The sequence below is a fragment of the Streptomyces sp. NPDC001903 genome, assembly GCF_042891345.1.
Taxonomy (GTDB): domain Bacteria; phylum Actinomycetota; class Actinomycetes; order Streptomycetales; family Streptomycetaceae; genus Streptomyces.
The window spans coordinates 74330-97201 of sequence record NZ_JBIASZ010000014.1; the positions used below are offsets into that span (position 1 = coordinate 74330).

General features: G+C 73.2%; 24 protein-coding genes and 1 tRNA gene. 12 read left to right on the top strand and 13 right to left on the bottom strand.

The features are described 5' to 3' along the window. Positions 1-28: 28 nt before the first annotated feature. From ACFYZS_RS27840 to ACFYZS_RS27850, 3 genes are all read right to left on the bottom strand, one after another. The gene (locus tag ACFYZS_RS27840) at positions 29-808 is read right to left on the bottom strand and encodes an NDP-sugar synthase (protein WP_389018102.1); all 780 of its coding nucleotides are present in this window, start codon (positions 806-808) and stop codon (positions 29-31) included. A gap of 54 nt (positions 809-862) precedes the next feature. Continuing rightward, entirely contained in the window at positions 863-1276 is a 414-nt protein-coding gene (locus ACFYZS_RS27845; protein ID WP_030157024.1) for a hypothetical protein, read from the bottom strand. A 179-nt stretch (positions 1277-1455) separates the two neighbouring features. Then, complete coding sequence (locus ACFYZS_RS27850) at positions 1456-2544, bottom strand: ABC transporter ATP-binding protein (RefSeq protein ID WP_099891170.1); 1089 nt, start codon at positions 2542-2544, stop codon at positions 1456-1458. Between the two features lie 167 nt (positions 2545-2711). On the opposite strand from ACFYZS_RS27850, the gene ACFYZS_RS27855 reads away from it, so the two are divergent. The 3 genes from ACFYZS_RS27855 to ACFYZS_RS27865 all read left to right on the top strand — a co-directional run bounded on the left by ACFYZS_RS27855 (position 2712) and on the right by ACFYZS_RS27865 (position 4405). Next, complete coding sequence (locus tag ACFYZS_RS27855) at positions 2712-3383, top strand: hypothetical protein (protein WP_389018106.1); 672 nt, start codon at positions 2712-2714, stop codon at positions 3381-3383. Positions 3384-3425: 42 nt separating this feature from the next. Then, positions 3426-3503: transfer RNA gene (locus ACFYZS_RS27860), tRNA-Thr, on the top strand. Between the two features lie 230 nt (positions 3504-3733). Further along, complete coding sequence (locus ACFYZS_RS27865; protein ID WP_389018109.1) at positions 3734-4405, top strand: histone deacetylase; 672 nt, start codon at positions 3734-3736, stop codon at positions 4403-4405. A gap of 55 nt (positions 4406-4460) precedes the next feature. On the opposite strand, the gene ACFYZS_RS27870 is transcribed toward ACFYZS_RS27865, so the two are convergent. After that, positions 4461-5843 (bottom strand): NAD(P)/FAD-dependent oxidoreductase, encoded by a 1383-nt coding sequence (locus tag ACFYZS_RS27870; RefSeq protein ID WP_389018112.1) that lies wholly within the window; start codon positions 5841-5843, stop codon positions 4461-4463. A gap of 193 nt (positions 5844-6036) precedes the next feature. On the opposite strand from ACFYZS_RS27870, the gene ACFYZS_RS27875 reads away from it, so the two are divergent. From ACFYZS_RS27875 to ACFYZS_RS27885, 3 genes are read left to right on the top strand one after another with little or no spacing between them, the layout of a single operon-like run. Continuing rightward, positions 6037-6723 (top strand): DsbA family protein, encoded by a 687-nt coding sequence (locus ACFYZS_RS27875; RefSeq protein WP_389018115.1) that lies wholly within the window; start codon positions 6037-6039, stop codon positions 6721-6723. A 5-nt stretch (positions 6724-6728) separates the two neighbouring features. Beyond that, complete coding sequence (locus ACFYZS_RS27880) at positions 6729-7622, top strand: aminoglycoside phosphotransferase family protein (RefSeq protein ID WP_389018118.1); 894 nt, start codon at positions 6729-6731, stop codon at positions 7620-7622. Positions 7623-7658: 36 nt separating this feature from the next. Next, a complete protein-coding gene (locus ACFYZS_RS27885) occupies positions 7659-8150 on the top strand; it encodes a GNAT family N-acetyltransferase (RefSeq protein ID WP_389018121.1) in 492 nt (163 codons plus the stop codon). Positions 8151-8178: 28 nt separating this feature from the next. On the opposite strand, the gene ACFYZS_RS27890 is transcribed toward ACFYZS_RS27885, so the two are convergent. After that, positions 8179-8682, bottom strand: coding sequence for an FBP domain-containing protein (locus ACFYZS_RS27890; RefSeq protein ID WP_389018123.1), 504 nt, complete (start codon positions 8680-8682; stop codon positions 8179-8181). A 68-nt stretch (positions 8683-8750) separates the two neighbouring features. Further along, positions 8751-9743, bottom strand: coding sequence for a zinc-binding dehydrogenase (locus ACFYZS_RS27895; RefSeq protein WP_389018482.1), 993 nt, complete (start codon positions 9741-9743; stop codon positions 8751-8753). 98 nt (positions 9744-9841) lie between these two features. On the opposite strand from ACFYZS_RS27895, the gene ACFYZS_RS27900 reads away from it, so the two are divergent. After that, complete coding sequence (locus ACFYZS_RS27900; RefSeq protein WP_389018125.1) at positions 9842-10525, top strand: pentapeptide repeat-containing protein; 684 nt, start codon at positions 9842-9844, stop codon at positions 10523-10525. Between the two features lie 56 nt (positions 10526-10581). Here the strand turns inward: ACFYZS_RS27900 and ACFYZS_RS27905 are convergent, their stop codons facing one another. From ACFYZS_RS27905 to ACFYZS_RS27920, 4 genes are all read right to left on the bottom strand, one after another. Next, a complete protein-coding gene (locus ACFYZS_RS27905) occupies positions 10582-11085 on the bottom strand; it encodes a hypothetical protein (RefSeq protein WP_389018127.1) in 504 nt (167 codons plus the stop codon). A gap of 83 nt (positions 11086-11168) precedes the next feature. Further along, the gene (locus tag ACFYZS_RS27910; RefSeq protein WP_389018129.1) at positions 11169-12341 is read right to left on the bottom strand and encodes a M4 family metallopeptidase; all 1173 of its coding nucleotides are present in this window, start codon (positions 12339-12341) and stop codon (positions 11169-11171) included. 179 nt (positions 12342-12520) lie between these two features. Continuing rightward, positions 12521-13162 (bottom strand): response regulator, encoded by a 642-nt coding sequence (locus ACFYZS_RS27915; RefSeq protein ID WP_389018132.1) that lies wholly within the window; start codon positions 13160-13162, stop codon positions 12521-12523. Then, entirely contained in the window at positions 13159-14397 is a 1239-nt protein-coding gene (locus ACFYZS_RS27920; RefSeq protein ID WP_389018135.1) for a sensor histidine kinase, read from the bottom strand. The genes ACFYZS_RS27915 and ACFYZS_RS27920 overlap by 4 nt, the downstream gene beginning before the upstream one ends. Before the next feature lie 238 nt (positions 14398-14635). On the opposite strand from ACFYZS_RS27920, the gene ACFYZS_RS27925 reads away from it, so the two are divergent. Next, positions 14636-15202: a heme-binding protein gene (locus tag ACFYZS_RS27925; protein ID WP_389018138.1), complete on the top strand. Its 567-nt coding sequence runs from the start codon at positions 14636-14638 to the stop codon at positions 15200-15202. Between the two features lie 42 nt (positions 15203-15244). Then, complete coding sequence (locus tag ACFYZS_RS27930; protein WP_389018140.1) at positions 15245-16669, top strand: M1 family metallopeptidase; 1425 nt, start codon at positions 15245-15247, stop codon at positions 16667-16669. A gap of 262 nt (positions 16670-16931) precedes the next feature. On the opposite strand, the gene ACFYZS_RS27935 is transcribed toward ACFYZS_RS27930, so the two are convergent. Beyond that, positions 16932-17507 carry a TerD family protein gene (locus tag ACFYZS_RS27935; RefSeq protein ID WP_030156998.1) on the bottom strand — a complete coding sequence of 192 codons (576 nt, stop codon included), beginning with the start codon at positions 17505-17507 and terminating at the stop codon, positions 16932-16934. A gap of 171 nt (positions 17508-17678) precedes the next feature. Here ACFYZS_RS27935 and arfB point away from each other — a divergent pair, with 171 nt between their 5' ends. Further along, complete coding sequence (gene arfB / locus ACFYZS_RS27940) at positions 17679-18104, top strand: alternative ribosome rescue aminoacyl-tRNA hydrolase ArfB (RefSeq protein WP_389018143.1); 426 nt, start codon at positions 17679-17681, stop codon at positions 18102-18104. A gap of 26 nt (positions 18105-18130) precedes the next feature. On the opposite strand, the gene ACFYZS_RS27945 is transcribed toward arfB, so the two are convergent. Beyond that, a complete protein-coding gene (locus tag ACFYZS_RS27945) occupies positions 18131-18700 on the bottom strand; it encodes a flavin reductase family protein (RefSeq protein ID WP_389018146.1) in 570 nt (189 codons plus the stop codon). A 313-nt stretch (positions 18701-19013) separates the two neighbouring features. Between ACFYZS_RS27945 and cdgB the strand changes: the two genes are divergently transcribed. After that, on the top strand, positions 19014-20777 hold the full coding sequence (cdgB, locus tag ACFYZS_RS27950) for a diguanylate cyclase CdgB (protein WP_389018149.1): 1764 nt from the start codon (positions 19014-19016) through the stop codon (positions 20775-20777). Positions 20778-20845: 68 nt separating this feature from the next. Further along, positions 20846-21868, top strand: a complete 1023-nt coding sequence (locus ACFYZS_RS27955) for a CBM35 domain-containing protein (RefSeq protein WP_389018152.1) — start codon at positions 20846-20848, stop codon at positions 21866-21868. Positions 21869-21938: 70 nt separating this feature from the next. Here ACFYZS_RS27955 and ACFYZS_RS27960 read toward each other — a convergent pair whose 3' ends face one another. Next, on the bottom strand, positions 21939-22856 hold the full coding sequence (locus ACFYZS_RS27960; RefSeq protein ID WP_389018155.1) for a 1-phosphofructokinase family hexose kinase: 918 nt from the start codon (positions 22854-22856) through the stop codon (positions 21939-21941). Positions 22857-22872 lie beyond the last annotated feature (16 nt).

A 22872-nucleotide genomic window follows, 5' to 3' on the forward strand; every position in this document is an offset into this window, starting at 1 on the left:
TCCGCGGCGCCGATACCGCCGCACGGCCTCAGGAGCCGCTCTGCGCGGCCAACTCCCTTGCCGCCTCGGTCAGGTCCTTCGCCGTGTCGATGGCCCGCCAGTAGGCCCCCTGCGGCAGCGGGAAGCCCGCCAGCCGCCGCTCCCGGGCCAGCCGCGGGAACGTCGTACGCTCGTGGTCGCCCAAGTCCGGCAGCAGCGCCGCGAATTCCGGGCCGAAGACGTACACGCCCGCGTTGATCAGATAGGGCGAGGGCGGGGACTCGATGAAGTCCAGCACCTGCCCGAACTCGTTGGTCTCCACCGCCCCCCACGGGATCCGCGGCCGGGCCAGCGCCAGCGTCGCCGTCGCGCCCCGCTCGGCATGGAACTCCGCCATCTCGCGCAGCGAGAACCGGGTCCAGATGTCCCCGTTCGTCGCGTACCAGGGCCGGTTCGGGTACGGCAGGTGGCGGGCCGCGTACTTCAGCCCGCCGCCGCGCCCCAGCGGCTCCTCCTCCACCACCGTGGTCACCCGCAGCGGCAGGTCCGCCTTCGCGAGCCACTCCTGGAGCACCTCCGCGAGGTGCCCGCACGACACCACGGCGTCCGTCACCCCCTCGGCCGCCAGCCAGGCCAGCTGGTGCCCGATGATCGGCACCCCCGTCCCCGGGATCTCCACCATCGGCTTCGGCCGGTCGTCCGTATACGGACGCAGCCGCGAACCCTGGCCGCCCGCCAGGACGACCGCCTGAACAGGCGCCTGGGCGAGGGAGGCCGGGTACGCGGCCGCGGAAACGGAGGAGCGGGACACGGGGGGTACGTCGGTCATGGCCGCCACAGTAGAGGCCCCGACGCGGGGGAGAACGGCGACGCCCGTCAGCCGTCAGCCCATCGAGGCGACGCCGGTCGCGTACGCGGTGTCGCAGACGGGGCGCGCGAAGGACTGCGCCTTCGTCGGGCCGTACACGTCGACGGCGGCCCGGCCCAGCGCCCGCGCGATCCCCACGCAGTGCTCGGCCAGCGACGGGCGCCGGTCGACCTCCTGCTGGAGGTGCGTCAGGACGTCACCCGGCGCCTCGCCCTGCTGGAGCTCGCCCAGCAGCTTGTCGCGCAGCACGTCCTGCGCGGCGCGCGGCTTCGCGGGGACGGAGACGTCCTCGGCGGACGCGGTCAGGATCTGGGAAGGCGTGTTGTCCGCCCAGGGGACCATGGTGACCGCGAGGGTCCCGGACAGGACCAGGACGACGGGCAGGACCAGGGCGAGGGAACGGCCGATACGGCGGGCAGTGTGGGTCACGAGGGCGAGAGTAGCGCTCGGTGAAGATTTGGCGACATTTAGTCACCCGGTCGGGGGATGGTTCGACGTGGCTTTTCGAATTAAGGGTTGACGGGAGGGGCTGAATGGCCCGGTCTGCCCCGGATGGCGGACGGGGACGCCCCCCGAAAGGAGCGCCCCCGTCCTCGCACGCTCACGGGTCAGCCGGAGAGCCGCTCGCCCGAGGAGGTCGAGAAGACGTGGATCTCGCCGGCCCGCGGCACCACGTGCAGCGTCGAGCCCTTCTCCGGAACCTGGCGGCCGCCCACGCGCACGACGATGTCCTGCGCGCCCTCGGCCTCCGTGGTGCGGCCGTAGACGTAGCCGTCGGCGCCGAGCTCCTCGACGACGTTGACGGTGATCGTCAGGCCGCCCTCGGTGCCGATGTCGAAGTGCTCGGGGCGCACGCCGACCGTGACGGTGCGGTCGCCCGCGTCCGCGGCGGCGGACAGCGCCTCGCGCGACACCGGGACGACGCTGTCGCCGAACTTCACGCCGCCGTCGGCGATCGGGACCTCGACCAGGTTCATGGCCGGGGAGCCGATGAAGCCGGCGACGAAGAGGTTGGCCGGGCGGTCGTACATGTTGCGCGGGGTGTCGACCTGCTGGAGCAGACCGTCCTTGAGGACCGCGACGCGGTCGCCCATCGTCATGGCCTCGACCTGGTCGTGGGTGACGTAGACGGTGGTGATGCCGAGGTCGCGCTGGAGCGCGGCGATCTGGGTGCGGGTGGACACGCGGAGCTTGGCGTCGAGGTTCGACAGCGGCTCGTCCATGAGGAACACCTGCGGCTTGCGGACGATGGCGCGGCCCATCGCGACGCGCTGGCGCTGGCCGCCGGAGAGCGCCTTCGGCTTGCGGTCGAGGTACTGGGTGAGGTCGAGCATCTTCGCCGCGTCCTCGACCTTCCTGCGGATGGTCGCCTTGTCCTCGCCGGCGATCTTGAGCGCGAAGCCCATGTTGTCGGCCACGGTCATGTGCGGGTAGAGCGCGTAGTTCTGGAACACCATCGCGATGTCCCGGTCCTTGGGCGGCAGGTGGGTGACGTCGCGGTCGCCGATGCGGATGGCGCCGCCGTTGACGTCCTCCAGGCCGGCCAGCATGCGCAGCGAGGTGGACTTGCCGCAGCCGGAGGGCCCGACGAGGACGAGGAACTCGCCGTCCTCGATGTGCAGCTCCAGCTCGTCGACGGCGGGCTTGTCGCCGCCGGGGTACAGCCGGGTCGCCTTGTCGAAGGTGACAGAAGCCATGGTGATGAATCCCTTCTACCGGCAGGAACGTGCCGGACGATCCGAGTGGAAGGTCTAGTCCAGTAAGGAGGACTCCGCCCGACGCTACCCCGCGGCTCCCCGTCCTGTCAGCACCCCGGCCCCCGTGACTTCCGCCTCTGTCGCACCCGTCTGCTTGGCTGCACCCCATGAGCGTCCACGACCTGATCCGCGTCCTGCCCGACATCCCCACCCTCCGCGCCCGCTGCCGGGCCATGGCGGCACTGGAGTTGCTGATCGGCGGCAACGCGCAGGGCGGCTACTTCTCGTACGTGCCGGCCTGGGGCCCCGGCGAGGAGGTCGCGCTCATGGACAACGGCTCGGGCGACGAGTACGCCATCGCCTTCACCCCGGACGGTGTCTTCGCGCGCGGCTTCGACCACGAGTCCCCGATGAGCCCGTGGGGCGACGAGGAGACCGCACTGTGGCCCGGCCTGGTGGACACCGTGCCGGAGGTCTTCCGGCCGTGGGTGACGGAGCCCGCCTTCTGCGTCGAGGAGGGCGTGCTCCAGGCGACGGCGGTCTTCTGGCGCGAGACCTCCGACACCGCTTGGCGGGCGGGGCCGGTGGAGGTCCCCGCGGGCGCGGACGACGGCGCGGGGCACCTCTTCGCCGTCCTGGCGGCGGGTACCCCGGAGGCCTACCGCGCCTTCGCCGAGGACTATTACGAAACGACCCTCGACCCCGCGGCGATAGACCACGTCTGGAACCTCCGCCCCCTGACGCCCACCGTCCTGAAGGCCCTCAACCCCAACCTCACCCCCGCCCGTGCGGCCGCGGTGGTCGGCCGGATCGGGTACCCCGGGGGCGGGACAACGTGATGGCCCGGGGGATGGGCCGCTGTGTAAAGTGAGGGCGGTTACGCCTCCTTAGCTCAGTCCGGCCAGAGCAACGCACTTGTAATGCGTAGGTCGTCGGTTCGAATCCGACAGGGGGCTCCAATGAAATCCCAGCTCAGGTCTTCGCTGAGCTGGGATTTCGTGTTTCAGCGGATCTTGTGGCGGCGCCGGGTGCGGAGAGCACGAGCCGGCCGTGCACACCCGCACGGATACGACAAGACCGAAAGCCGCTCCGTGTCATGGTGACGACGACGCGGGGGACCGGCGCGTCATACGGCATTCCGTGAGGGCGGACCGATGGCGGCCCTCACCACATCCCCGAGGAAACGCGCATGACCGTGCACACCGCGGCGCCGCTCGACGGAGCGCCCTCCATTCCCGAGCGGGTCTGGTACGCCTCGTACGGGTCCAACATGCACATGGACCGCCTTGCCGCCTACATCGCGGGAGGAACGCCCCCCGGCGCCGCGCGGACGTATCCCGGCTGCCGGGATCGGCGGGCGCCGGAGCGGTCCGTGGCGGTGGAGTTGGCCGGCCGCCTCTACTTCGCGACCGAGTCACCCGTGTGGACGGGAGGTCGCGGGTTCTACGATCCGACCGCCCCGGGCCGTGCGCGTGGACGCGCGCACCTGGTGACCGTTGGTCAGATGTCCGACATCGCGGCACAGGAGATGTACGAGGAGCCGGGGGGCGACCTCGACCTGACGACGGTGCTCCGGGAGGGCCGCCACGAGGTCGGGCCGGGACGGTACGAGACCCTGATCTGCCCGGGCACGATCGAGGGCATCCCCGTGCTGACCTTCACGGCGCCGTGGACGCTCCAGGACGTGGACGTGCTCATGCCGTCCGCGGCGTACCTGCGGTACCTGGCCGGCGGACTCCTGGAATCGGGCCCCTGGGAGGAGCGGGACATCGCCGACTACCTGGCCTCCTGCCCGGGCGCCGCGGGCAACTGGACGGCCCGGCAGGTGCTGGGGCTGCTCACCGCGGGCACCGGCCGGTGACGACGGGCCCGCCGAAGGCCCCGGCCGGGTGGGCGGGGCCTTCGGGCGGTTCGGGTCAGTGGCGGCCCGAGATGCGGTTGGCCAGGCGGGCCAGGGGGGTTGTCGTCGGGGTGTGGGTGGCCGCTTCGCGGCGGTCCGCCTCGCGGTAGGCCGCGTAGAGGGCCTGGACTCCCAGCCAGCGGAAGGGTTCCGGTTCCCAGCGGCGGACGCGGTGGTCGACCCAGGGGAGGGTGGTGAGCTCCGTGGAGCCCCCCAGGACCAGGTCGCGCAGGGTGCGGGCCGCGAGGTTCGAGGTGGCCACGCCCGAGCCGACGTAGCCGCCGGCCCAGCCGAGGCCCGTCGTGCGGTCCAGGGTGACCGTGGCGCACCAGTCGCGGGGGACGCCGAGGACGCCCGACCAGGCGTGGGTGATCTCCACTCCCGTGAGGATCGGGAAGAAGGAGGTGAGGAGGGCGGTCAGGGACGTGATGGTCGATTGCTGCGTGGTGCCGTCCGTGTCCGTGCGGGAGCCGAAGCGGTACGGGACGCCCCGGCCGCCGATCGCGATGCGGTCGTCCGCGGTGCGCTGGGCGTACATGTAGGCGTGGGCCATGTCGCCGAGGGTGCAGGCGTCGGACCAGCCGATGCGGGACCACACCTCGGGCGGCAGCGGGGCCGTCGCGATCATCGAGGAGTTCATCGGGAGCCACGAGCGCTTCTGGCCCTTGAGGGCGGCGGTGAAGCCCTCCGTGCAGCGCAGGACGTACGGGGCGCGGACGGTGCCGTACGGGGTGATCGCCCGGCGGGGGGCGATTTCCGTGACGGGCGTGGACTCGTGGATGACCACGCCGAGGCGTTCGCAGGCGGCCGCCAGGCCCTTGACCAGTTTGAGCGGGTGGATGCGGGCGCCGTGCGGGGTCCAGCTGGATCCGACCGCGTCGGCGATGTCGATGCGGGCGCGGGTGTCGGTGGCGTCGTAGAGCTCGCGGTCGGTCTCGCCGAAGGCGAGTTCGGCGGTGTGGAAGGCCTTCAGGCGGCTCAGCTGGGCGGGGGTGCGGGCGACTTCGAGGACGCCGCCGCGGTGGATGTCGGCGTCGATGGCTTCCTTGGCGGCCACGTCGATGACCTCGGTGACGGTCTCGTTCATGGCCTGCTGGAGGCGGAGCGCCGCTTGGTGGCCGTGGAGTTCGGCGTACCGGTCGCGGCCGGCGATCCCGTTGTAGAGCCAGCCGCCGTTGCGGCCGGAGGCCCCGTAGCCGCAGAACTTCTGCTCCAGGACGGTGACGCGCAGGTCGGGGGCGGCGGTCTTGAGGTAGTACGCGGTCCACAGGCCGGTGTAGCCGCCGCCGACGATGACGACGTCGGCCGTGGCGTGGCCGGTGAGGGGGGCGCGGGGTGGCTGGTGGGTGGCGGTCTGATCTGTCGCGTACCAGAAGGAGATGCCGCCGTTGATCGTCATGGGGAGTTGGTACAGGGCGTTCCGGAGGGGTGTCCAGGTACCGGATGCCGGGTTTCGGGGTGCGAGAGGCGGCCTTTTGGCTGATGTGGCGGGGGCGGCGGGGTCCGTAGGGTGCCGGATGGGTGTTTTGTGCCGGTTCAGAGAGGTTTGTTGCGTGGTGGAGATACGGAGGGCAGGGCGTGCGGGGCGTGTCGTGGGAGCGGTCGTGGCGGCGGCCCTGCTCGTCGGGGCGGCGGCCGGCTGCGGCGCCGGGGAGGGGTCCGGTGCGGGGGGCGCGGTGGTGCGGACGAGCCCGATCGCCGGCCGCCTGGCGGAGCTGCCGGCCGCGGTCGACGGGGCGAAGGTCGTCGTCGGGGATCCGGCGGCGCCGCGTACGGCGCAGGTGCTGGTGGATCCGCGGTGCGGGTACTGCGCGAGGTTCGAGGGGGCGGGCGGTGAGGTGCTGTTGCGGCTGGCCGCCGAGGGGAAGGTGAAGGTCGAGTACCTGCTGGCGTCGTTCCTGGACCGGGGCGGGGCCGGTGGTTCGGTGCGGGCCGTGAACGCGCTGCGGGCGTCGGTGGAGGCGGGGAAGTTCGCGGAGTACCAGGCGGCGGTGTTCGCGAGCCTGCCGAAGGCGGGGTTCACGGACGGGCACCTGCTGGCGATCGCGGCCGAGGTGCCGGGGCTGCGCGGGGAGGCGTTCGACCGGGCGGTCGCGGAGCAGACGTACCGGGAGTGGGTCGGCGAGGCGGAGGAGGCGTTCGAGGCGACGGGGGCGCAGGGGACGCCGATGGTGCTGGTCGACGGGAAGCCGGTGGGGTCGAAGGACGGGGCGATGTTCGACGCGGCGGCGTTCGCGGCGGCGCTGGAGGCCGTCGGGATCGACGGTGCGGCAGCCTAGCTCCCATGGTGGAGATTCCGGACGGGCTGGTGCGGGCGCAGGTCGGGTACGAGGGGGACGCGGGGCGGGAGTTCATCGCCGGGCTGCCCGCGTGGGCGGCGGAGTTCCTGGAGCGGTGGGACCTTCGGCGCACCGGGCCGGGGATGCACGGGGTGACGGCCCTGGTGCTGCCGGTGGAGCGGGCGGACGGGTCGGCGGCCGTGCTGAAGCTGGGGCGGGTGGACGAGGAGAGCGTCGGGGAGCCGCTCGCGCTGCGCGCGTGGGACGGGCGGGGCAGCGTACGGCTGTTGGAGCACGACGCGGCGACCGGTGCGCTGTTGCTGGAGCGGCTGGACGAGCGGCGCCCGCTGTCGGGGCTGGCGGAGCGGGATGCGCGGCAGGCGGTGCGGGTGGTGGGGGAGTTGCTGGCGCGGCTCACCCGGGTGCCGGCTCCGGCCGGGGTGCGGGGGCTCGGGGGTGTGGTGGCGGGAATGCTGGAGTCCGTACCGGCGGCGCTGGAGCGGGTGGCGCGCGGGCGGGCGCGGGGGCTGGTGGCGGACTGCGCGGCGGCGCTGGCGGAGGTGGCGGGCGAGCCGGGGGACCGCTTGCTGCACTGGGACCTGCACTACGGCAACGTGCTGGCGGGCGGCCGGGAGCCGTGGTTGGCGATCGACCCGAAGCCGCTGGCGGGCGATCCGGGGTTCGAGCTGCTGCCGGCGATCCGGAACGCGTTCGCGGCGGACGAGGTGCGGTGGCGTTTCGACGCCCTGACGGCGGCGCTGGGCCTGGACCGGGACCGGGCCCGCGCGTGGACGCTGGGCCGGGTGCTGCAGAACTGCCTGTGGGACGTGGAGGACGGGGAGCCGGAGCCGGAAGAGGAGCAACTGCTGGTGGTGGAAGTCCTGCTGGGCCGGCGGTGACGGCCTGATCGGCAAGGCACCCCCTAGGCTGCTCGCATGATCCGTAGCGCTGTCGTCGAAGACGTTCCCGTCATCCACGCGATGATCCGCGAGCTGGCGGAGTACGAGAAGGTGCCGCACGAGGCGCGGGCCACGCCGGAGCAGTTGCGGGAGGCGCTGTTCGGGGAGCGGCCGGCGGCGTTCGCGCACATCGCGCAGACGGAGGACGGGGAGGCCGTCGGATTCTCGGTCTGGTTCCTGAACTTCTCGACGTGGCGCGGGGTGCACGGGATCTACCTGGAGGACCTGTACGTACGGCCCGGCGTGCGCGGCGGCGGCCACGGGAAGGCGCTGCTGGCGGAGCTGGCGCGGATCTGCGTGGAGCGCGGGTACGAGCGCCTGGAGTGGGCGGTGCTGAAGTGGAACGCGCCGACGATCGCGTTCTACGAGGCGTTGGGGGCGCGGCCGCAGGACGAGTGGTCCGTGTACCGGCTGACGGACGAGGCGCTGCGGCGGCTCGGCGCGGCGCCGGACCCGGTCCGGGGCTGAGGCCGCCGCGCCGGGTCCGGGCGCCGCGTCAGGCGGTGATCTTCGCCGTGAAGGAGTCGAGGTTGGCGCGGGTGCGCTCGACCTTCTCGGCGAGCGTGAGCGTCTCCTCGTACCGGCCCGCCCGCAGCTTCGGCTGGCGCTTGCCCCGGACGTAGAGGGAGCAGGCGAGGTCGGAGCAGACGTAGATCCCGACGGTGTTGCCCTCGCGGCCGCGGGCCCCGGCGAGGGGGGCGACCAGGAGGGAGACGCCGGAGGCGGCGTGCCCGGTGAGGCAGATCTGGCAGACGCTGGACTTGAGGGCGCTGGTGCGGCTCACGCCCGGGACGCGCAGGGTGATGCCGACGGGGGTTCCGTCGGCGTCCCGGCGCACGAGGTGGGCGCGCAGCGGCGCTCCTGGGTCGACCCAGCCGAGGAAGTCGAGGTTTTCCCAGGGGAGTTCGCTGAAGTCCAGCGGGAGCTTGAGGCGTGCCGCCTCGCCCTTCGTGCAGTTCACGAAGGAGGAACGGATCTGTTTTTCGGTGAGCGGGTCCACGTGGGTGGACGGTACGTGGGGATACGGGGCGCTGTCATCCGATATTGCCGGTGGGGGGCCGGTGCCCGTCAGGGTTCGAGGACGACCTTGCCGGTGGTGGCGCGGGTCTCCAGGGCGTGGTGGGCGGAGGCCGCTTCGGCGAGCGGGTAGCGCTGGAGGGCGGGCCGCAGCCGGCCGGCGGCGGCTTCGGCGAGGGCGCGGGTCTCGAGCAGGCGCAGGGGGTCTTCGCCGCCGGCGCGCCGGAGCATGGCCGGGCCGAGGACGTTCTCGGTGGTGATCCCGCGGGCGGTGAGGCGGGCGCGGTCGGCGTCGGTGAGCGGGATGGGGCCCGCGGACCAGCCGAAGACGAGGTGGAGGCCGCCGGGGGCGAGGAGGTCGAGGGCGGCGCGGGCGACGGGGCCGCCGACGGAGTCGAAGAGGACGGTGGCGCCGGCGGGGTGGGCTTCGCGTACGGCCCGCGGCCAGTCGGGGGCGGTGTAGTCGAGGGCGAGGTGGGCGCCGTTCGCGGCGGCCAGGGCGGTTTTGGCGGGGCCGCCGGCGAGGGCGACGACGGTGGCGCCGGCGTTCCGGGCGTACTGGACGAGCAGGGTGCCGATGCCGCCGGCGGCGGCGGGGACGAGGACGGTGGAGTCCGGTCCGAGGTCGGCGAACTGCAGGATCCCGAGGGTGGTGCGGCCGGTGCCGATCATGGCGACGGCCTGGGCGGGGTCGAGGCCGGGCGGTACGGGGTGCAGGCGGTCGGCGTCGGCGACGGCGTACTCGGCGTAGCCTCCGGGCGCGAAGCCGAGGTGGGCGACGACCTGGCGGCCGAGCCAGGCGGGGTCGGTGCCGGGGCCGAGGGCGTCGACGGTGCCGGCGACCTCGCGGCCGGGGACGGTCGGGAGCTCGGGGAGGGCGTGGACGGGGCTCCGCACGCCTTGGCGCAGGGCGGTGTCGAGGAGGTGGACCCCGGCGGCGGCCACCGCGATGCGGACCTGGCCGGGGGCGGGTACGGGGGTCGGGGTGCGCTCCAGGGTGAGGTTCTCGGCGGGGCCGAAGGCGTGGAGGCGGATGGCGCGCATGGTCTGCGAGGTGTCCATGGCGACAGGCTCCGACCTCAAGCATGGTTGAGGTCAAGGCTTCCGCGGGCGTTGTCAGTGGGGCGGGGGACGATGGGGGAATGGCGCGCAACGGACGGCAGGGGCAGCGGGAGACGGTGAAGGCGGCGCGGCGGCCGGAGGTGCGGCTGCCGGAGCTGAGCGGGTGGCGGGGCGGTGGGCTGGAGCCGGACGGGGACTACGACGGGCTGGAGTTCGCCGACCTGGATCTGGCGGGGCAGGAGGGGATCGGCGCCCGTTTCATGGACTGCGCGCTGCGGCGGTGCGCGCTGGACGGGACGGGGCTGGCGAAGGCCCGGATCCTGGACTCGGTGCTGGAGGGGGTCCGGGGGGTGGGGACGGACCTGTCCGGGGCCTCGCTGCGGGACGTGGAGCTGGTGGAGGCGCGGCTCGGCGGCGTGCAGTTGCACGGAGCCGTGCTGGAGCGGGTGGTGTTCCGCGGCGGCAAGATCGACTACCTGAACCTGCGGAAGGCGCGCCTGAAGGACGTGGTCTTCGACGGGTGCGTGCTGGTGGAGGCGGACTTCGCGGGTGCGGTGCTGGAGCGGGTGGAGTTCCGCGGGTGCGCGCTGCGGGGGACCGATTTCACGGGGGCGCGGATGGCGGACGTGGACCTGCGGGGGGCCGCGGAGCTGGGCATCGCGCGCGGGGTGGAGGCGCTGTCCGGCGCGGTGATCAGCCCGCCCCAGCTCTTCGACCTGGCCCCGGCCCTGGCGGCCCAGCTGGGCCTGCGCGTGCTCGCGTAACCCCGCCGGCCGGCCCGGGATCGGCTGCGCCCGGGATCGGCTGCGCCCGGGATCGGCTACGCCGGGACGCGGGGGAAGCGGGACTGGAGGGTCCAGATGACGGGGTTGTCGGCCAGGGTGTCGTGCATGTCGGTCAGGTCCGCGATCAGGTCGTGCAGGAAGTCGCGGGCTTCGCGGCGCAGCAGGCGGTGGCTGAAGGTCAGCGGCTCCTCCTCCGGCGGCATCCAGTCGGCCTCGATGTCCACCCAGCCGAAGCGCCGCTCGAAGAGCATGCGGTCGCTGGACTCGGTGAAGTCGAGTTCGGCGTACTGCCGGTTGGCGGCGCGGCTGCCGCGGGGGTCCTTGTCGAGCTGCTCGACGATGTCGCACAGCGCCCAGGCGAAGTCCAGTACGGGAACCCATCCCCAGGCTGTGGACACTTCCCGGTCCTTGGCGGTGTCGGCGAGGTAGACGTCCCCGCAGAACAGGTCGTGGCGCAGCGAGTGGACGTCCGCCGAGCGGTAGTCGGTCTGCGGGGGGTCCGGGAAGCGCCGGGAGAGGGAGTAGCCGATGTCGAGCACGTACCCGATGGTGTCACGGGTGCGGCGTGACGGTGTTACCGGTGCGCGGCGGTCCCTGTCCCGGCGGTGGCCGTGCGGCCGCGTCAGCGGACGTTGACGGCGGTCCAGGCGGCGGCGACCCTCCCGTACTCCGCGCTCGCCGGGCCGTAGAGGTCCGCGGCGGCCCTGAGGGTGGCGGTGCGGGCGCGGGCGTAGTCGGTGGTGGAGGTCATGTACAGGCTCAGGGCCCGGTACCAGATGCGGACGGCCTTGTCCTGGCCGATCCCGAGCAGCTTCGAGCCGTCGTACGTGGGGGAGTCGTACGCGATCTTGTTGATCTCCTTGGGGCCGCTGCCCTCGGCGAGGAGGTAGAAGAAGTGCCGGGCGGGTCCCGATGCGGCGTACGCGTCCAGGGTGCCGATGTCGCGTGACCAGTAGTCGCGGGAGTGGCCGTCGAGGCTGGGGCGGTCCATGCGGCGCAGGGGGCCGTCGGCGAAGACGCGTTCGCCGATGAAGTAGTCGCCGACGTCGGTGGTGTTGTCGGCGAAGAACTCGATCGCGGTGCCGAGGATGTCGGCGGTGCCCTCGTTCAGGCCGCCGGGTTCGCCGGCGGAGCCGAGGCCGGCGGTGGAGGCGATCACGCCGTGGGTGAGCTCGTGGCCGACGATGTCGAGGGTGGCGAGGGTCTTGCCGGTGACGGGGTCGTCGCCGTAGCTGGCGCAGAAGCAGCTCGGGTCGAAGAAGGCGTTGGGGTGGTTGCTGCCGTAGTGCACCCGGGAGGTGACGCCGGTGCCGTCGCCGCGGATGCCGTTGCGGCCGAGGACGCCCTTGTAGAAGTCCCAGGTGACGGCGGTGGCGTAGTGGGCGTCCACGCCCGCGGACTGGCGGTTGGCGGGGGTGCCGGTGCCGCCCCAGTCGTTGTCGGGGTCGGTGAAGAGGGTGCCGCCGCCGGTCTGGTTCATGGCGTCGAGGGTGCGCTGGTTGCCGCGGCCGGGGTCGCGGAGCTGGTAGGCGCTGCCCGTGAAGTAGGTGCCGAGGGGGACGGTGCCGGCGTGCTGGCTGTGGCCCGTGCCGGTGGCGGCGCCGGGACCGGGGCCGATTCCGCTTCCGATCCCGATCACGGTGCCGGCGGGGCCGCCGGCGCCGGTGCCGGCAGTGCCGTACGGGGTCCGGGCCGCGGCCGTCGCCGGGGCTGTCACCGCCGTGGCCGTCAGGACGGCGGCCGTCCCGAGGAGGACGGCGAGGCGGGTGCGGCGAGAGGACGTGGGGTGGGTCACTCGGGCTCCTTCGCGGTGGCCGGGGTGGCGGCGCGAGAGAGCGTGACAGGGCGGGGCCCGGCTTTGGCAGGTCTACGACAAAGTTTCCCGGGGATCCCGGAACGGTTGTCCGAACACGCCCCGCCCGGTGTCCGGATCCCGCCCCGCCGGCGCGGCGGCGGCCCGCCGCCGCGGGCCCGTCACGGCAGGAGGCGCTGCTCCTTGGCCACCGAGACCGCCCCCGCCCGGGTGTCCACGCCGAGCTTGTCGTAGATGCGGCCCAGGTGGGTCTTGACCGTGGCCTCGCTGATGAACAGGGCCCGGGCGATGTCCCGGTTGCCCAGGCCCCGGGCCAGCTGGCCCAGGATGTCCAGTTCGCGGTCGGTCAGCGTCGGGCGCGAGCCCCGCAGCTGGGCCATCACGCGGCTCGCCACCGGCGGGGAGAGCGTGGTGCGGCCCGCCGCCGCCGAGTGGATCGCCGCGAACAGCTCCTCCGGGCGCTCCGCCTTCAGCAGGTAGCCCGTCGCGCCCGCCGCGATCGCCCGGGTGACGTCCGCGTCCGTGTCGTACGTCGTCAGGACCAGGACGTGCGGCGGGTCGGTCACCGCCGTGATGCGGCGGGTGGCCTCGACCCCGTCGATGCCCTCCCCCAGCTGGAGGTCCATCAGCACCACGTCCGGGCGCAGCTTCGCAGCCAGGGCGACGGCCTCCTCGCCGCTGCCCGCCTCGCCCAGCACCTCGATGTCGGGCGCGCTGCCGAGCAGCGCCAGCAGGCCGGCGCGGACCACCGCGTGGTCGTCGCAGAGCAGGATCGTCGTCATCGGGCCGGTTCCGGTCGTCATGCGGGGGGCTCCAGGGGGATGGCCGCGGAGAGGACCGTGCCCTCGCCGGGGGTGGATTCGAGGGTCAGGGTGCCGCCGAGCTGCCGGACGCGGGCGCGCATCGCCGGGAGCCCGTGCCCGCGGTCGCCGGCCGCCTCCCGCGGCTCGGTGAAGCCCTCGCCGTCGTCCGCGACGTCCAGGACCACCTGGTCGCCCAGGAAGCTCAGGGTCAGGGCCGCGGTACGGGCGTGCGCGTGCTCCCGTACGTTGGCCAGCGCGCCCTGCGCGATCCGCAGCAGCGCCGACTGGACCCGGTCCGGGAGCGGGGCCGGGGTGCCCTCCAGGTGGAAGCGGACCTCGAGGTCCGGGCCCGCGTCGAGCGCGCGCAGCGCGTCCGCGAGGCCGCCGCCCCCTTCGAGCTCCGGCGGGGCCAGGTCGTGGACGAGGCGCCGGGCCTCCGCCAGGCCGCGCGCCGCGATGCCGGTGGCGGTACGGACGTGCGCGCGGGCGGTGGCCGGGTCGCTGTCCCAGGTGCGGTCCGCGGCCTGGAGCAGCATCTGCTGGCTGGACAGGTGCTGGGCGAGCGTGTCGTGGATCTCCATCGACAGCCGCTGCCGCTCGGCGAGGGTGCCCTCGCGGCGCTCGGTGGCGGCGAGTTCGCGGCGGGTGCGGATCAGGTCGTCGATCAGCGCGCGCTGGGACTCGGCCTGGCGCTCCATGTGGACGAAGACGGCGGTGGCCAGGGCCGCGATCGCGGGCGGGGCCAGCAGCAGGTTCGGGTCGAACTCGCGCGAGAGCTTGAGCTGGGCCGCCACCACGAACACCGTCAGCAGGGCCACCAGGACGATCGCGGCGCGGGGCGGCAGCGTGCGCAGGGCGGTGAAGAAGAGGGGGACGGCGCACCAGGCGAAGCTGGGCGCGAGGACGACCAGGACCACCCAGGCCGCCACCACCAGTCCGAGCCAGAGCAGCCGGCGCACGGTGGGCGCGGCCCCGAGCGCGGGCCCGAGCACGTACAGCAGGGCCAGCGTGATGCTGAGGGCGATGATCCACGGGGTGCTGGGCGAGCCCGGGTGGCGCAGCAGGAAGCGGGCCACCGAGGCGCCGAGGAGCAGGAAGAACGCCGTGTGCATGACGGCGGCCAGGGCCCGCGTGTCCGCCTTCCCGGGCGTCCCCGCGGAACCTCCCGGCGCTCCGAGCGCACCTGCCGCACCCGGCACCGGCGCCGGCGGTGGTACGCGGCTCACGTGGCTCACGGCGGGCTCCCGGGTCGGTGTCTGGCTCCTCCATCGTGCCTGGTCGTACACGATGGCGCCGACCATCCCATCCGTGCGCGCACCCCGGCCGCATCGACCGATCGGTTGACCCCCGGGTCAACCGGTGCGGCAGCCGGCGCGAGCCGGTACGCGGACGGGTCGGGGCCGGGTACGGCCCCAGGCTTGGAGCAGCAGGACGAGCCGACGTACTCAGCCGACGCACCCAGGAGCAGCAGACATGAACACCCGCACCCGCGTTCTCACCGGTACCGCCCTCGCCGTCGCGCTCGGCGCCGGGACCTTCGGCGCGGTCAGCGCCAGCGCCGCCCAGGCCGAGAGCGCCCCGGCCGCCGTCGCCGCCGCCGCCGCGAAGAAGGACGGCGGGGCGGACGAGAAGAACTTCACCACCACGACCCACCTCACCGTCGACGCCGCCACCCGCGCCGCGCAGGCCGCGCTGGACGCCGCGCAGAAGGAGAACCAGAAGGTGACGGTCGCGGTCGTGGACCGCAACGGCAACACCATCGTCACCCTGCGCGGCGACGGCGCGGGCCCGCAGTCCTACGAGTCGGCGCAGCGCAAGGCCTTCACCGCCGTGTCCTGGAACGCCCCGACCTCGGTGCTCGCGGGCCGCCTCGCCCAGACCCCGAACCTGAAGGACATCCCCGGCACCCTCTTCCTCGGCGGCGGCACCCCGGTGCAGGCCAAGGGCGCCCCGGTCGCCGGCATCGGCGTGGCCGGCGCCCCGAGCGGCGACCTGGACGAGAAGTACGCCAAGGCCGGCGTCGACTCCCTGGAGAAGTAATCACCCCGAAGTACGACATCGGGCCCGCATAGGATCGGGCGCGTGGATCACCGCCGCGCGCTCTCCCGCCTCGCCGCCGCCGCTCCTGCAGCCGCCGCTGCCGCCCTGCTCGCCCTCACCACGGCGTGTACGGCCGACACGGTGCAGGGGCGGCCCGGTGCGTCCGGGCTGCGGGACCCGTACTTCCCCAAGGCCGGCAACGGCGGCTACCAGATCGAGCACTACGACCTGGACCTCGGCTACGACCCGGCCGACGGGGAGCTGAACGGCACGGCCGTCATCACGGCCCGCGCGCAGCAGGGGCTCAGCTCCTTCAACCTCGACCTCGCCGGCCTGCAGGTCGAGGACGTCACCGTGCAGGGAACGGGCGCCCGGTACAACCGGACCGGCCGGGAGCTGACGGTGCGCCCCGCCAAGGACCTCAAGAAGGGCGAGGTCTTCCGTACGGAGATCGACTACCGCGGCAGGCCGAAGCCCATCGAGGACGCGGACGGCTCCAAGGAGGGCTGGATCGCCACGGCCGACGGGGCCGTCGGGGTCGGCGAGCCGATCGGGTCGATGGCCTGGTTCCCCGGCAACCACCACCCCAGTGACAAGGCCACCTACGACATCGCCTTGACCGTGCCCGAGGGCTACGAGGCGGTCTCCAACGGCGAGTTGGCCTCCCGGACGGTGGCCGGCGGCGGGCGGACGCGATTCGCCTGGCACAACCCGGAGCCCATGGCGAGCTACCTGGCCACCGCCGCGATCGGGAAGTTCAAGGTGACGACCGGCCGGACCCCCTCCGGGGTCGCCCTGTACGAGGCCGTGGCGCCGGCCGAGGCGGCCGCCGCCGCCCCCGCGCTGGCGAAGCTGCCGGAGATCGTGGAGTGGGGCGGCCGCAGGTTCGGCCCGTACCCCTTCGGGACGGCCGGGGCGATCGTGCTGCCGGCCGGTTCCCTCACGTACGCGCTGGAGACGCAGACCAAACCCGTCTTCTCCGGCGCGCCCGACGAGGACCTCGTCCTGCACGAGACGGCCCACCAGTGGTTCGGTGACTCGGTGTCACCGAAGTCCTGGAAGGACATGTGGCTCAACGAGGGCTTCGCGACCTACGCCGAATGGCTGTGGTCCGAGGACCACGGCGGGACCACCGCCCAGCAGCACTTCGACGCCTACCTCAAGGGCGACACCGACGTGGTCGACGACGCGGACGCCGACTGGGCCGCCTTCCCGCCCGCCGACCCGCCCAGCGCCAAGGACATCTCCGAGACCCCCGTGTACGTCCGGGGCGCGATGGTCCTCCAGCGGATCCGGCAGGAGGTCGGCGACGAGAAGTTCTTCGCCCTGCTGCGCGGCTGGGCCACCGACCACAAGTACGGCAACGCGAGTACGGCCGACTTCACCGCGTACGCGGAGCGGTCGACGGGGCACGACCTGAAGAAGGTCTGGGACGTCTGGCTGTACGGGGAGGGCCGGCCCAAGTAGGCGCCGGCGCCGCTAGGGGGTGTCGTCAAAGTCCCTTCTGGCCGGCGGCCCCGCCCTCGCGGGCGGACGAAGCTACTTTGACCGAGCTCGAAGAAGGCGTGGTCGGTGGCGTAGAGCGCGGCGATCTCGGTGAGGACCGGGCCCGGCAGGGCGCCGTCCACGGGTGCGAGCGGTTGCAGGATCACCTGCCGAACCGCAGCGAAGCCCCCTCCCCGGACGGCCGGGAGGGGGCTTCGCTGCGGTTCGGCAGGCGGGCTCAGCCTCAGACGTTGACGCCGAAGTCCTGGGCGATGCCGGTCAGGCCGGAGGCGTAACCCTGGCCGACCGCGCGGAACTTCCACTCGGCGCCGTTGCGGTAGAGCTCGCCGAAGACCATGGCGGTCTCGGTGGCCGCGTCCTCGGAGAGGTCGTAGCGGGCGATCTCGGCGCCGCCGGCCTGGTTCACGACGCGGATGTACGCGTTGCGGACCTGGCCGAAGTTCTGGCTGCGGGCGTCGGCGTCGTAGATGGAGACCGGGAAGACGATCTTGTCCACATCGGCCGCGAGGGTGGCGAGGTTGACGTTGATGGACTCGTCGTCGCCGGAGCCCTCGCCGGTGCGGTTGTCACCGGTGTGGACGATGCTCTGGTCCGGGGTGGACTTGTTGTTGAAGAAGACGAAGTGACCGTCGGAGACGACCTTGCCCATTGCGTTCACCGCGATGGCGGAGGCGTCCAGGTCGAAGTCGACACCGGTCGTCGTACGGACGTCCCAGCCGAGGCCGACCGTGACGGCGCTGAGGCCGGGGGCCTCCTTCGTGAGCGAGACGTTGCCGCCCTTGGACAGGCTTACTGCCATTTTGACTGGTGTCCCTTCGTCTTCAGATGGCCGCGAGATCGTGGCCAAGGTACCGCTGACCTTCATAACGCGGGGAGGGGGCCGGTAGGTTCCGCGCGGCGGAACAAGGAGGCGAAACGCGGTGGCGAAATACGGGTGACGGGCATCGCGCGGGGCGGGATCATGGGGGGCATGCCTGGTCCTCATGTCATCCGCGGTTCGGTCGTGCTCCCCGAGGCGGAGCTCGCCTGGCGTTTTTCGCGATCCTCCGGGCCGGGCGGGCAGCACGTGAACACGTCGGACTCGCGCGTGGAGCTCCTGTTCGACCTGGCGGCGACCAAGGCCCTGCCGGACGTCTGGAAGGAGCGGGCGCTGGAGCGGCTCGCCGCCCGGCTGGTGGACGGGGTGCTGACCGTACGGGCCTCGGAGCACCGGTCGCAGTTCCGCAACCGGGAGATGGCGCTGGTCCGGATGGCGTCCGTGCTCGCGGAGGCCACCGCCCCGCCGCCGAAGGCCCGCCGCGCCACGAAGATCCCCCGGGGGATCAACGAGCGCCGACTGCGGGAGAAGAAGGCCCGCGCCGAGACGAAGCGCGGCCGCACCGGCCGCGACTGGTAGCGGCGCCGCGCGGCGCCGTCGGCGGTTCAGCCCGCCAGATGGCGGTAGCGGCCGCGGAAGTACGTCAGCGGCGGGGAGTCCGGGGACGGGAGCGCAGCGGTCAGGACGCGGCCGATGACCAGGGTGTGGTCGCCCGCCTCGACGCGGTTCTCCGTACGGCATTCGAGGGTGGCCAGCGCGCCCGTCAGCAGCGGGGCCCCCGAGACCTCGCCGCGGCCGTAGGGCAGGTCCGCGAAGAGCAGCCGGTCGCTGATGCGGTTCTTCATCGAGAACCGGCTCGCCACCTGCACCTGGTGGTCGGCGAGCACCGAGACCGCCCACAGCGGCTGCTCCGCCAGCAGGTCGTCCATCCGGGAGCCCTCGCGCAGGCTCACCAGCACCAGCGGCGGGTCCAGGGACACGGACATGAACGCGGTCGCCGTCATGCCGACGTCCTCGCCGTCCGGGCCGGTCGGCGTCAGGGGCGGTTCGTGCGCGGTGATCAGGCACACGCCCGCCGCCAGTCGGGACATCGCGGCACGGAACTCGTCGTTGCTCACGCCCTCAGGATGAAGGGTGGCGGGGATGGGCACGGGTACAGGGGTCGTCTTCGGCACGTTCGGAACGCTAGTCTCGCCCTCCCGCGCCGCACATCGGGCCCGAGTCCGAGCCGCGTCCCGGCCCGTTGACCTAGGCCGCCCGGGGCTCGGGCGTATCGTTTGCTCCCGAGAAGGCCGGGGAGCGCTCCCATGTGACACGGCCCCCGTTGCCCACCTTTATTCATCTCATGTGACTTGAGTCACAGAGGGCAAGATTTGTTGACCCTGTGTACCTGCGGCACAGCTCACTGTGATTCAGTGGACGGGACACCGCAACGAAACGCCGATGACAAACCTGGAGTTGCTGTCGAGGTCTCGGGGAGAGCGAGCAATGGAGACCGAGTCGGAGCCGTACGTCCGTCTTGCGACCCTGCGGCAGCTTCACCAGGTGGTGGCCGAGCTCAACACGGCCAGGAGCCTGGCGGACACCCTGCAGACCGTCGTGGACGGCATTGTCGTGGGCCTCGGCTACGAACTCGCCTGTGTCAACCTCGTACGCCCTGACGGGGACCTCGTCGTCGCCGCCTTCGCCGGCGACCCCGCCGCCGAGGCGCTGATCACCGGCCGCGTCGGCTCCCGCGCCTCCTGGGAACGCCGTCTGACGATGGGTGAGAGCTGGGACGGGCTCCGCTTCATCCCGCACACCGAGGGCTGGGTCCTCCTCGAGGACGACGTGCCCCAGTGGCACACGGACGGACCCGATCCGCGCTTCGCCGACGAGTGGCACCCCGAGGACCGGCTCTACGCCCCCATGTACGCGTCCGGCGGGGAACTTCTGGGTGTCATTTCGGTGGACAGACCGCGCAACGGGCGCCGCCCCGGCGCGTGGGGGCGCGAGGCGCTCCAGATGTACGCCTTCCAAGCGGCGATTGCGATCAGCAACGCACGGCTGCGCGCCAACATGCAGCGGGCCCTGGTCCGACTGGAGCGCGAACAGCAGGCGCTGCGCGCGAGCGAGGAGTCCTTCCGGCAGGCCTTCGAGTACGCGCCCAGCGGCATGGCGATCGCCGAGATGGGCGGGGACCAGCACGGGCGGCTGCTGCGGACCAACGACGCGCTGTGCCGCCTGCTGGGCCGGCCCGCCTCCGTGCTGCGCCGGTACTCCTTCTCCGACCTGGTCCACCCCGAGGACATCGGGACCCTGCTGCGGACCTCCGCCGAGGGCGGCCGGGCCGAGCTGCGGCTCGGGCGGCGCGACGGCACGTATGTATGGGTCTCGCTGCGCAACTCCGTCGTCGCGGACGCCGCCGACGGGCCGCGCTTCCTGCTCACGCACGTCGAGGACATCGAGGAGCGCAAGCGCCACGAGCTCCAGCTCGCCCACCGGGCCAGCCACGACTCGCTGACGGGCCTGCCCAACAGCGCCGAGCTGCGCTCCCGCCTCGGGGCGCGGCTGTGCCGCAGGCCCCAGTCGGTCCGCGCCACCGCCGTGGAAGCGCTCGACGCGGCGTACGAGGGGCACGGGGCGCACGGCGGACACGGCGGACACGGCGGCGGGATCGAGGCGGGTGGTGCCGTCGGGGAGCACGGCTTTCGGCCCGACGCCTACCCCGAGCCCTTCGAGTACCCGGGCGCCCCGGTCGTGCCCGCACCCGGTGTCCCGGGGGTTCCCGGGCCCGGCGGACCCGGCGCGGGCCCGGGCCCGTACGACCACCACGTGCACACGGTCGCGCCCGCGACGGACGTCGACGACGGGACGAAGGGGCTCGCGGTGCTCTTCTGCGACCTCGACGGGTTCAAATCGATCAACGACCGGTTCGGACACCACACGGGTGACGCGGTCCTGATCGAGGTGGCCCGGCGGCTGACGACGGGCGTCAGGGACGGTGACACCGTCGCTCGGCTGGGTGGTGACGAATTCGTCGTCCTCGCGGACGGACTGGGCGCGGCCGACGCCGCCGACCTGGCCGTCCGGCTGCGCAACGCCATCATCCCGCCGATCCGGGTGGACGGCCGCGCGGTCCGTGTGGGCGCGAGTTTCGGCATCGGCTGGGCCAGCTGCGGGATGTCGGCGGACGAGGTGCTGCGCTCCGCCGACCAGCGGATGTACATCGAGAAAAGGTCCCGCTCCAAGGCACACCGCCGGGCCGGCTGAGGCGATCGGCCGCCCGTGGGTGCACGTGTTCGGGGTAGGCTCCCGTGGGTCGAAAGGAGTGACCTGCGATGACGACGCCCGCGAACCACGGCCCGAACAGTGGGGCGAACAAGCCCGAGGACGACGATCCGTTCGGCTATCTCTACGCGGACGGCCAGGCCGCCGGAGCCACCCCGCCCCCACCGGGCGGTGGATACGGCTACCCCGGCCCGACGGTCGGTGGGCAGCCCGGCGTGCAGCCCGGTGTCCCCCGTACCTCGTACAACCAGGTGCGCACGGTCGGTGAGCGGACGTACGGCGGCCAGCGCGGCGCCCAGGTTCCGCCGCAGCAGCAGCCGCCGGCCTACCAGGCCCAGTACCAGGCCCCGGAAGCCCTCCAGGCGGGCGGCTACGGGGTTCCGCCGCAGCAGGGGCAGACCACGACGACGATCCCCGCGCCGGGCGGCCACGGCGGCAGCGGCGGAGGCGCCGGCTCCAGCCGCAAGGGCATGCTCATCGCGGCGGTCGCGGTGGTCGCCGCGGTCGCGATCGGCATCGGCGCGGCCGTGACCTTCGGCGACAAGGACAAGGACAAGAACGACAAGGGCAGCGCGACGGGCGGGCAGCAGTCCGCGCAGCCGCAGAACTCCTCGTCGGCCCAGCCGAGCCCCTCGCAGTCCGCGGAGGCCCCGCTGCCCAAGGCGGACGCCTCGGGCGCGGGCATGTCCCTCACGGGCGGCGCGCACCTGGAAGCCACCGTCCCGGGCGCGAAGAGCGCGGGCGGCCAGTACGTGGGCGGTCTGAACGCCGCCGGTGCCGCGGCGACTTGGACCGTGGACGTGGCCAAGGCGGGCCAGTACAAGCTGAAGATGGTCTACGGGGTGCCCGGCAAGGACGCCAGCACCACGCTGACCATCAACGGCGAGGCCCAGTCCCGGCCGATCAACATGAAGAACTTCTCCGGGGCCAAGCCGGGCGAGTGGGACAAGGGCTGGACCAACACCTGGTCGCTCGTGACGCTCAAGCAGGGCACGAACACGGTCAAGATCTCGTGCGAGGCCGGGAACCAGTGCGAGGTCAACCTCGACCAGCTCTGGCTCGAGAAGGGCTGACCGGCCCGCCCGCAACGGCCGGGCCCCAGGCCGCGTCCAGGCCGTGTCTTTCGGATCAGGCCGGGACGGCCTAGCGCGCCGTCAGCTTCACCGACCCCCGTACCTCCTCGTAGGTGCGGGGGTCGAAGTCTCCCGCCGTCGGGGCGTGGACCGTGGCCGCCGAGAGGGCGACCGCGCGGGTCAGGCGGGCCGGCCAGTCCAGGCCCTCCGTGAGGGCCGACAGCAGGCCCGCCACGGCGGAGTCCCCGGCTCCGGTCGGGTTGCCCGTCAGGGCGCGCGGCGGGGCCGCCTCCCAGGTGCCCTGGGCGGTGGCCGCCAGCAGCCCACCCGGGCCGAGCGAGGTCACCACGGCGTGCGCGCCGCGGCGGCGGGCGTCGCGGGTGGCCTGGAGGGGCTCGCGGGAGCCGGTCAGCTCGGCGAGTTCGGCGGCGTTCGGCTTGATCATCTCGGGCCGGGCGGCGACCCCGCGGCGCAGGGCCTCCCCGCTGGTGTCCAGGAGGACCGGGACCCCGGCCGCGCGGGCGGCCCGTACGAGCAGGGCGTACGCGCCCACCGGCACGCCCGGCGGGAGGCTGCCGCACAGGGCCACCGCGGCGGCCCCGGCCAGCAGCTCCTCGTAGCGCCCGAGGAAGGCGGCCCATTCCGCGGAACCGATCAGCGGGCCCGGCTCGTTGAACTGCGTGGTGTCCCCCGAGGACTCGTCGACCACGGCCAGGGTGCGCCGGGTGGTGCCCGAGCAGGGGACCAGAGCGTCCGTCACCCGCGGGGCGCCGGCGAGCAGTTCGCGTACGACGGCGCCCGTGCGGCCGCCCGCGAAGCCGGTCGCGGTGACCTCGTGGCCGAGCGCGGCCAGCACCCGGGCGACGTTGAGCCCCTTGCCGCCGGGCCGCTCGCTCACTGCGGTGACCCGGTGCGAGGCGTGCGGAATCAGCTTCGGTACATGGTGGGTGACGTCGAGTGCGGTGTTGAGCGTCACGGTGAGGATCATGGCAGGCCCCGGTCTC

Bases quoted from the DNA above. Each gene is read 5' to 3' on its own strand.
- ACFYZS_RS27840 (WP_389018102.1), bottom strand. From the start codon at position 808: ATGACCGACGTACCCCCCGTGTCCCGCTCCTCCGTTTCCGCGGCCGCG.
- ACFYZS_RS27850 (WP_099891170.1), bottom strand. From the start codon at position 2,544: ATGGCTTCTGTCACCTTCGACAAGGCGACCCGGCTGTACCCCGGCGGC.
- ACFYZS_RS27855 (WP_389018106.1), top strand. From the start codon at position 2,712: ATGAGCGTCCACGACCTGATCCGCGTCCTGCCCGACATCCCCACCCTC.
- ACFYZS_RS27865 (WP_389018109.1), top strand. From the start codon at position 3,734: ATGACCGTGCACACCGCGGCGCCGCTCGACGGAGCGCCCTCCATTCCC.
- ACFYZS_RS27870 (WP_389018112.1), bottom strand. From the start codon at position 5,843: ATGACGATCAACGGCGGCATCTCCTTCTGGTACGCGACAGATCAGACC.
- ACFYZS_RS27880 (WP_389018118.1), top strand. From the start codon at position 6,729: ATGGTGGAGATTCCGGACGGGCTGGTGCGGGCGCAGGTCGGGTACGAG.
- ACFYZS_RS27885 (WP_389018121.1), top strand. From the start codon at position 7,659: ATGATCCGTAGCGCTGTCGTCGAAGACGTTCCCGTCATCCACGCGATG.
- ACFYZS_RS27895 (WP_389018482.1), bottom strand. From the start codon at position 9,743: ATGCGCGCCATCCGCCTCCACGCCTTCGGCCCCGCCGAGAACCTCACC.
- ACFYZS_RS27900 (WP_389018125.1), top strand. From the start codon at position 9,842: ATGGCGCGCAACGGACGGCAGGGGCAGCGGGAGACGGTGAAGGCGGCG.
- ACFYZS_RS27915 (WP_389018132.1), bottom strand. From the start codon at position 13,162: ATGACGACCGGAACCGGCCCGATGACGACGATCCTGCTCTGCGACGAC.
- ACFYZS_RS27925 (WP_389018138.1), top strand. From the start codon at position 14,636: ATGAACACCCGCACCCGCGTTCTCACCGGTACCGCCCTCGCCGTCGCG.
- ACFYZS_RS27935 (WP_030156998.1), bottom strand. From the start codon at position 17,507: ATGGCAGTAAGCCTGTCCAAGGGCGGCAACGTCTCGCTCACGAAGGAG.
- arfB (WP_389018143.1), top strand. From the start codon at position 17,679: ATGCCTGGTCCTCATGTCATCCGCGGTTCGGTCGTGCTCCCCGAGGCG.
- cdgB (WP_389018149.1), top strand. From the start codon at position 19,014: ATGGAGACCGAGTCGGAGCCGTACGTCCGTCTTGCGACCCTGCGGCAG.
- ACFYZS_RS27955 (WP_389018152.1), top strand. From the start codon at position 20,846: ATGACGACGCCCGCGAACCACGGCCCGAACAGTGGGGCGAACAAGCCC.
- ACFYZS_RS27960 (WP_389018155.1), bottom strand. From the start codon at position 22,856: ATGATCCTCACCGTGACGCTCAACACCGCACTCGACGTCACCCACCAT.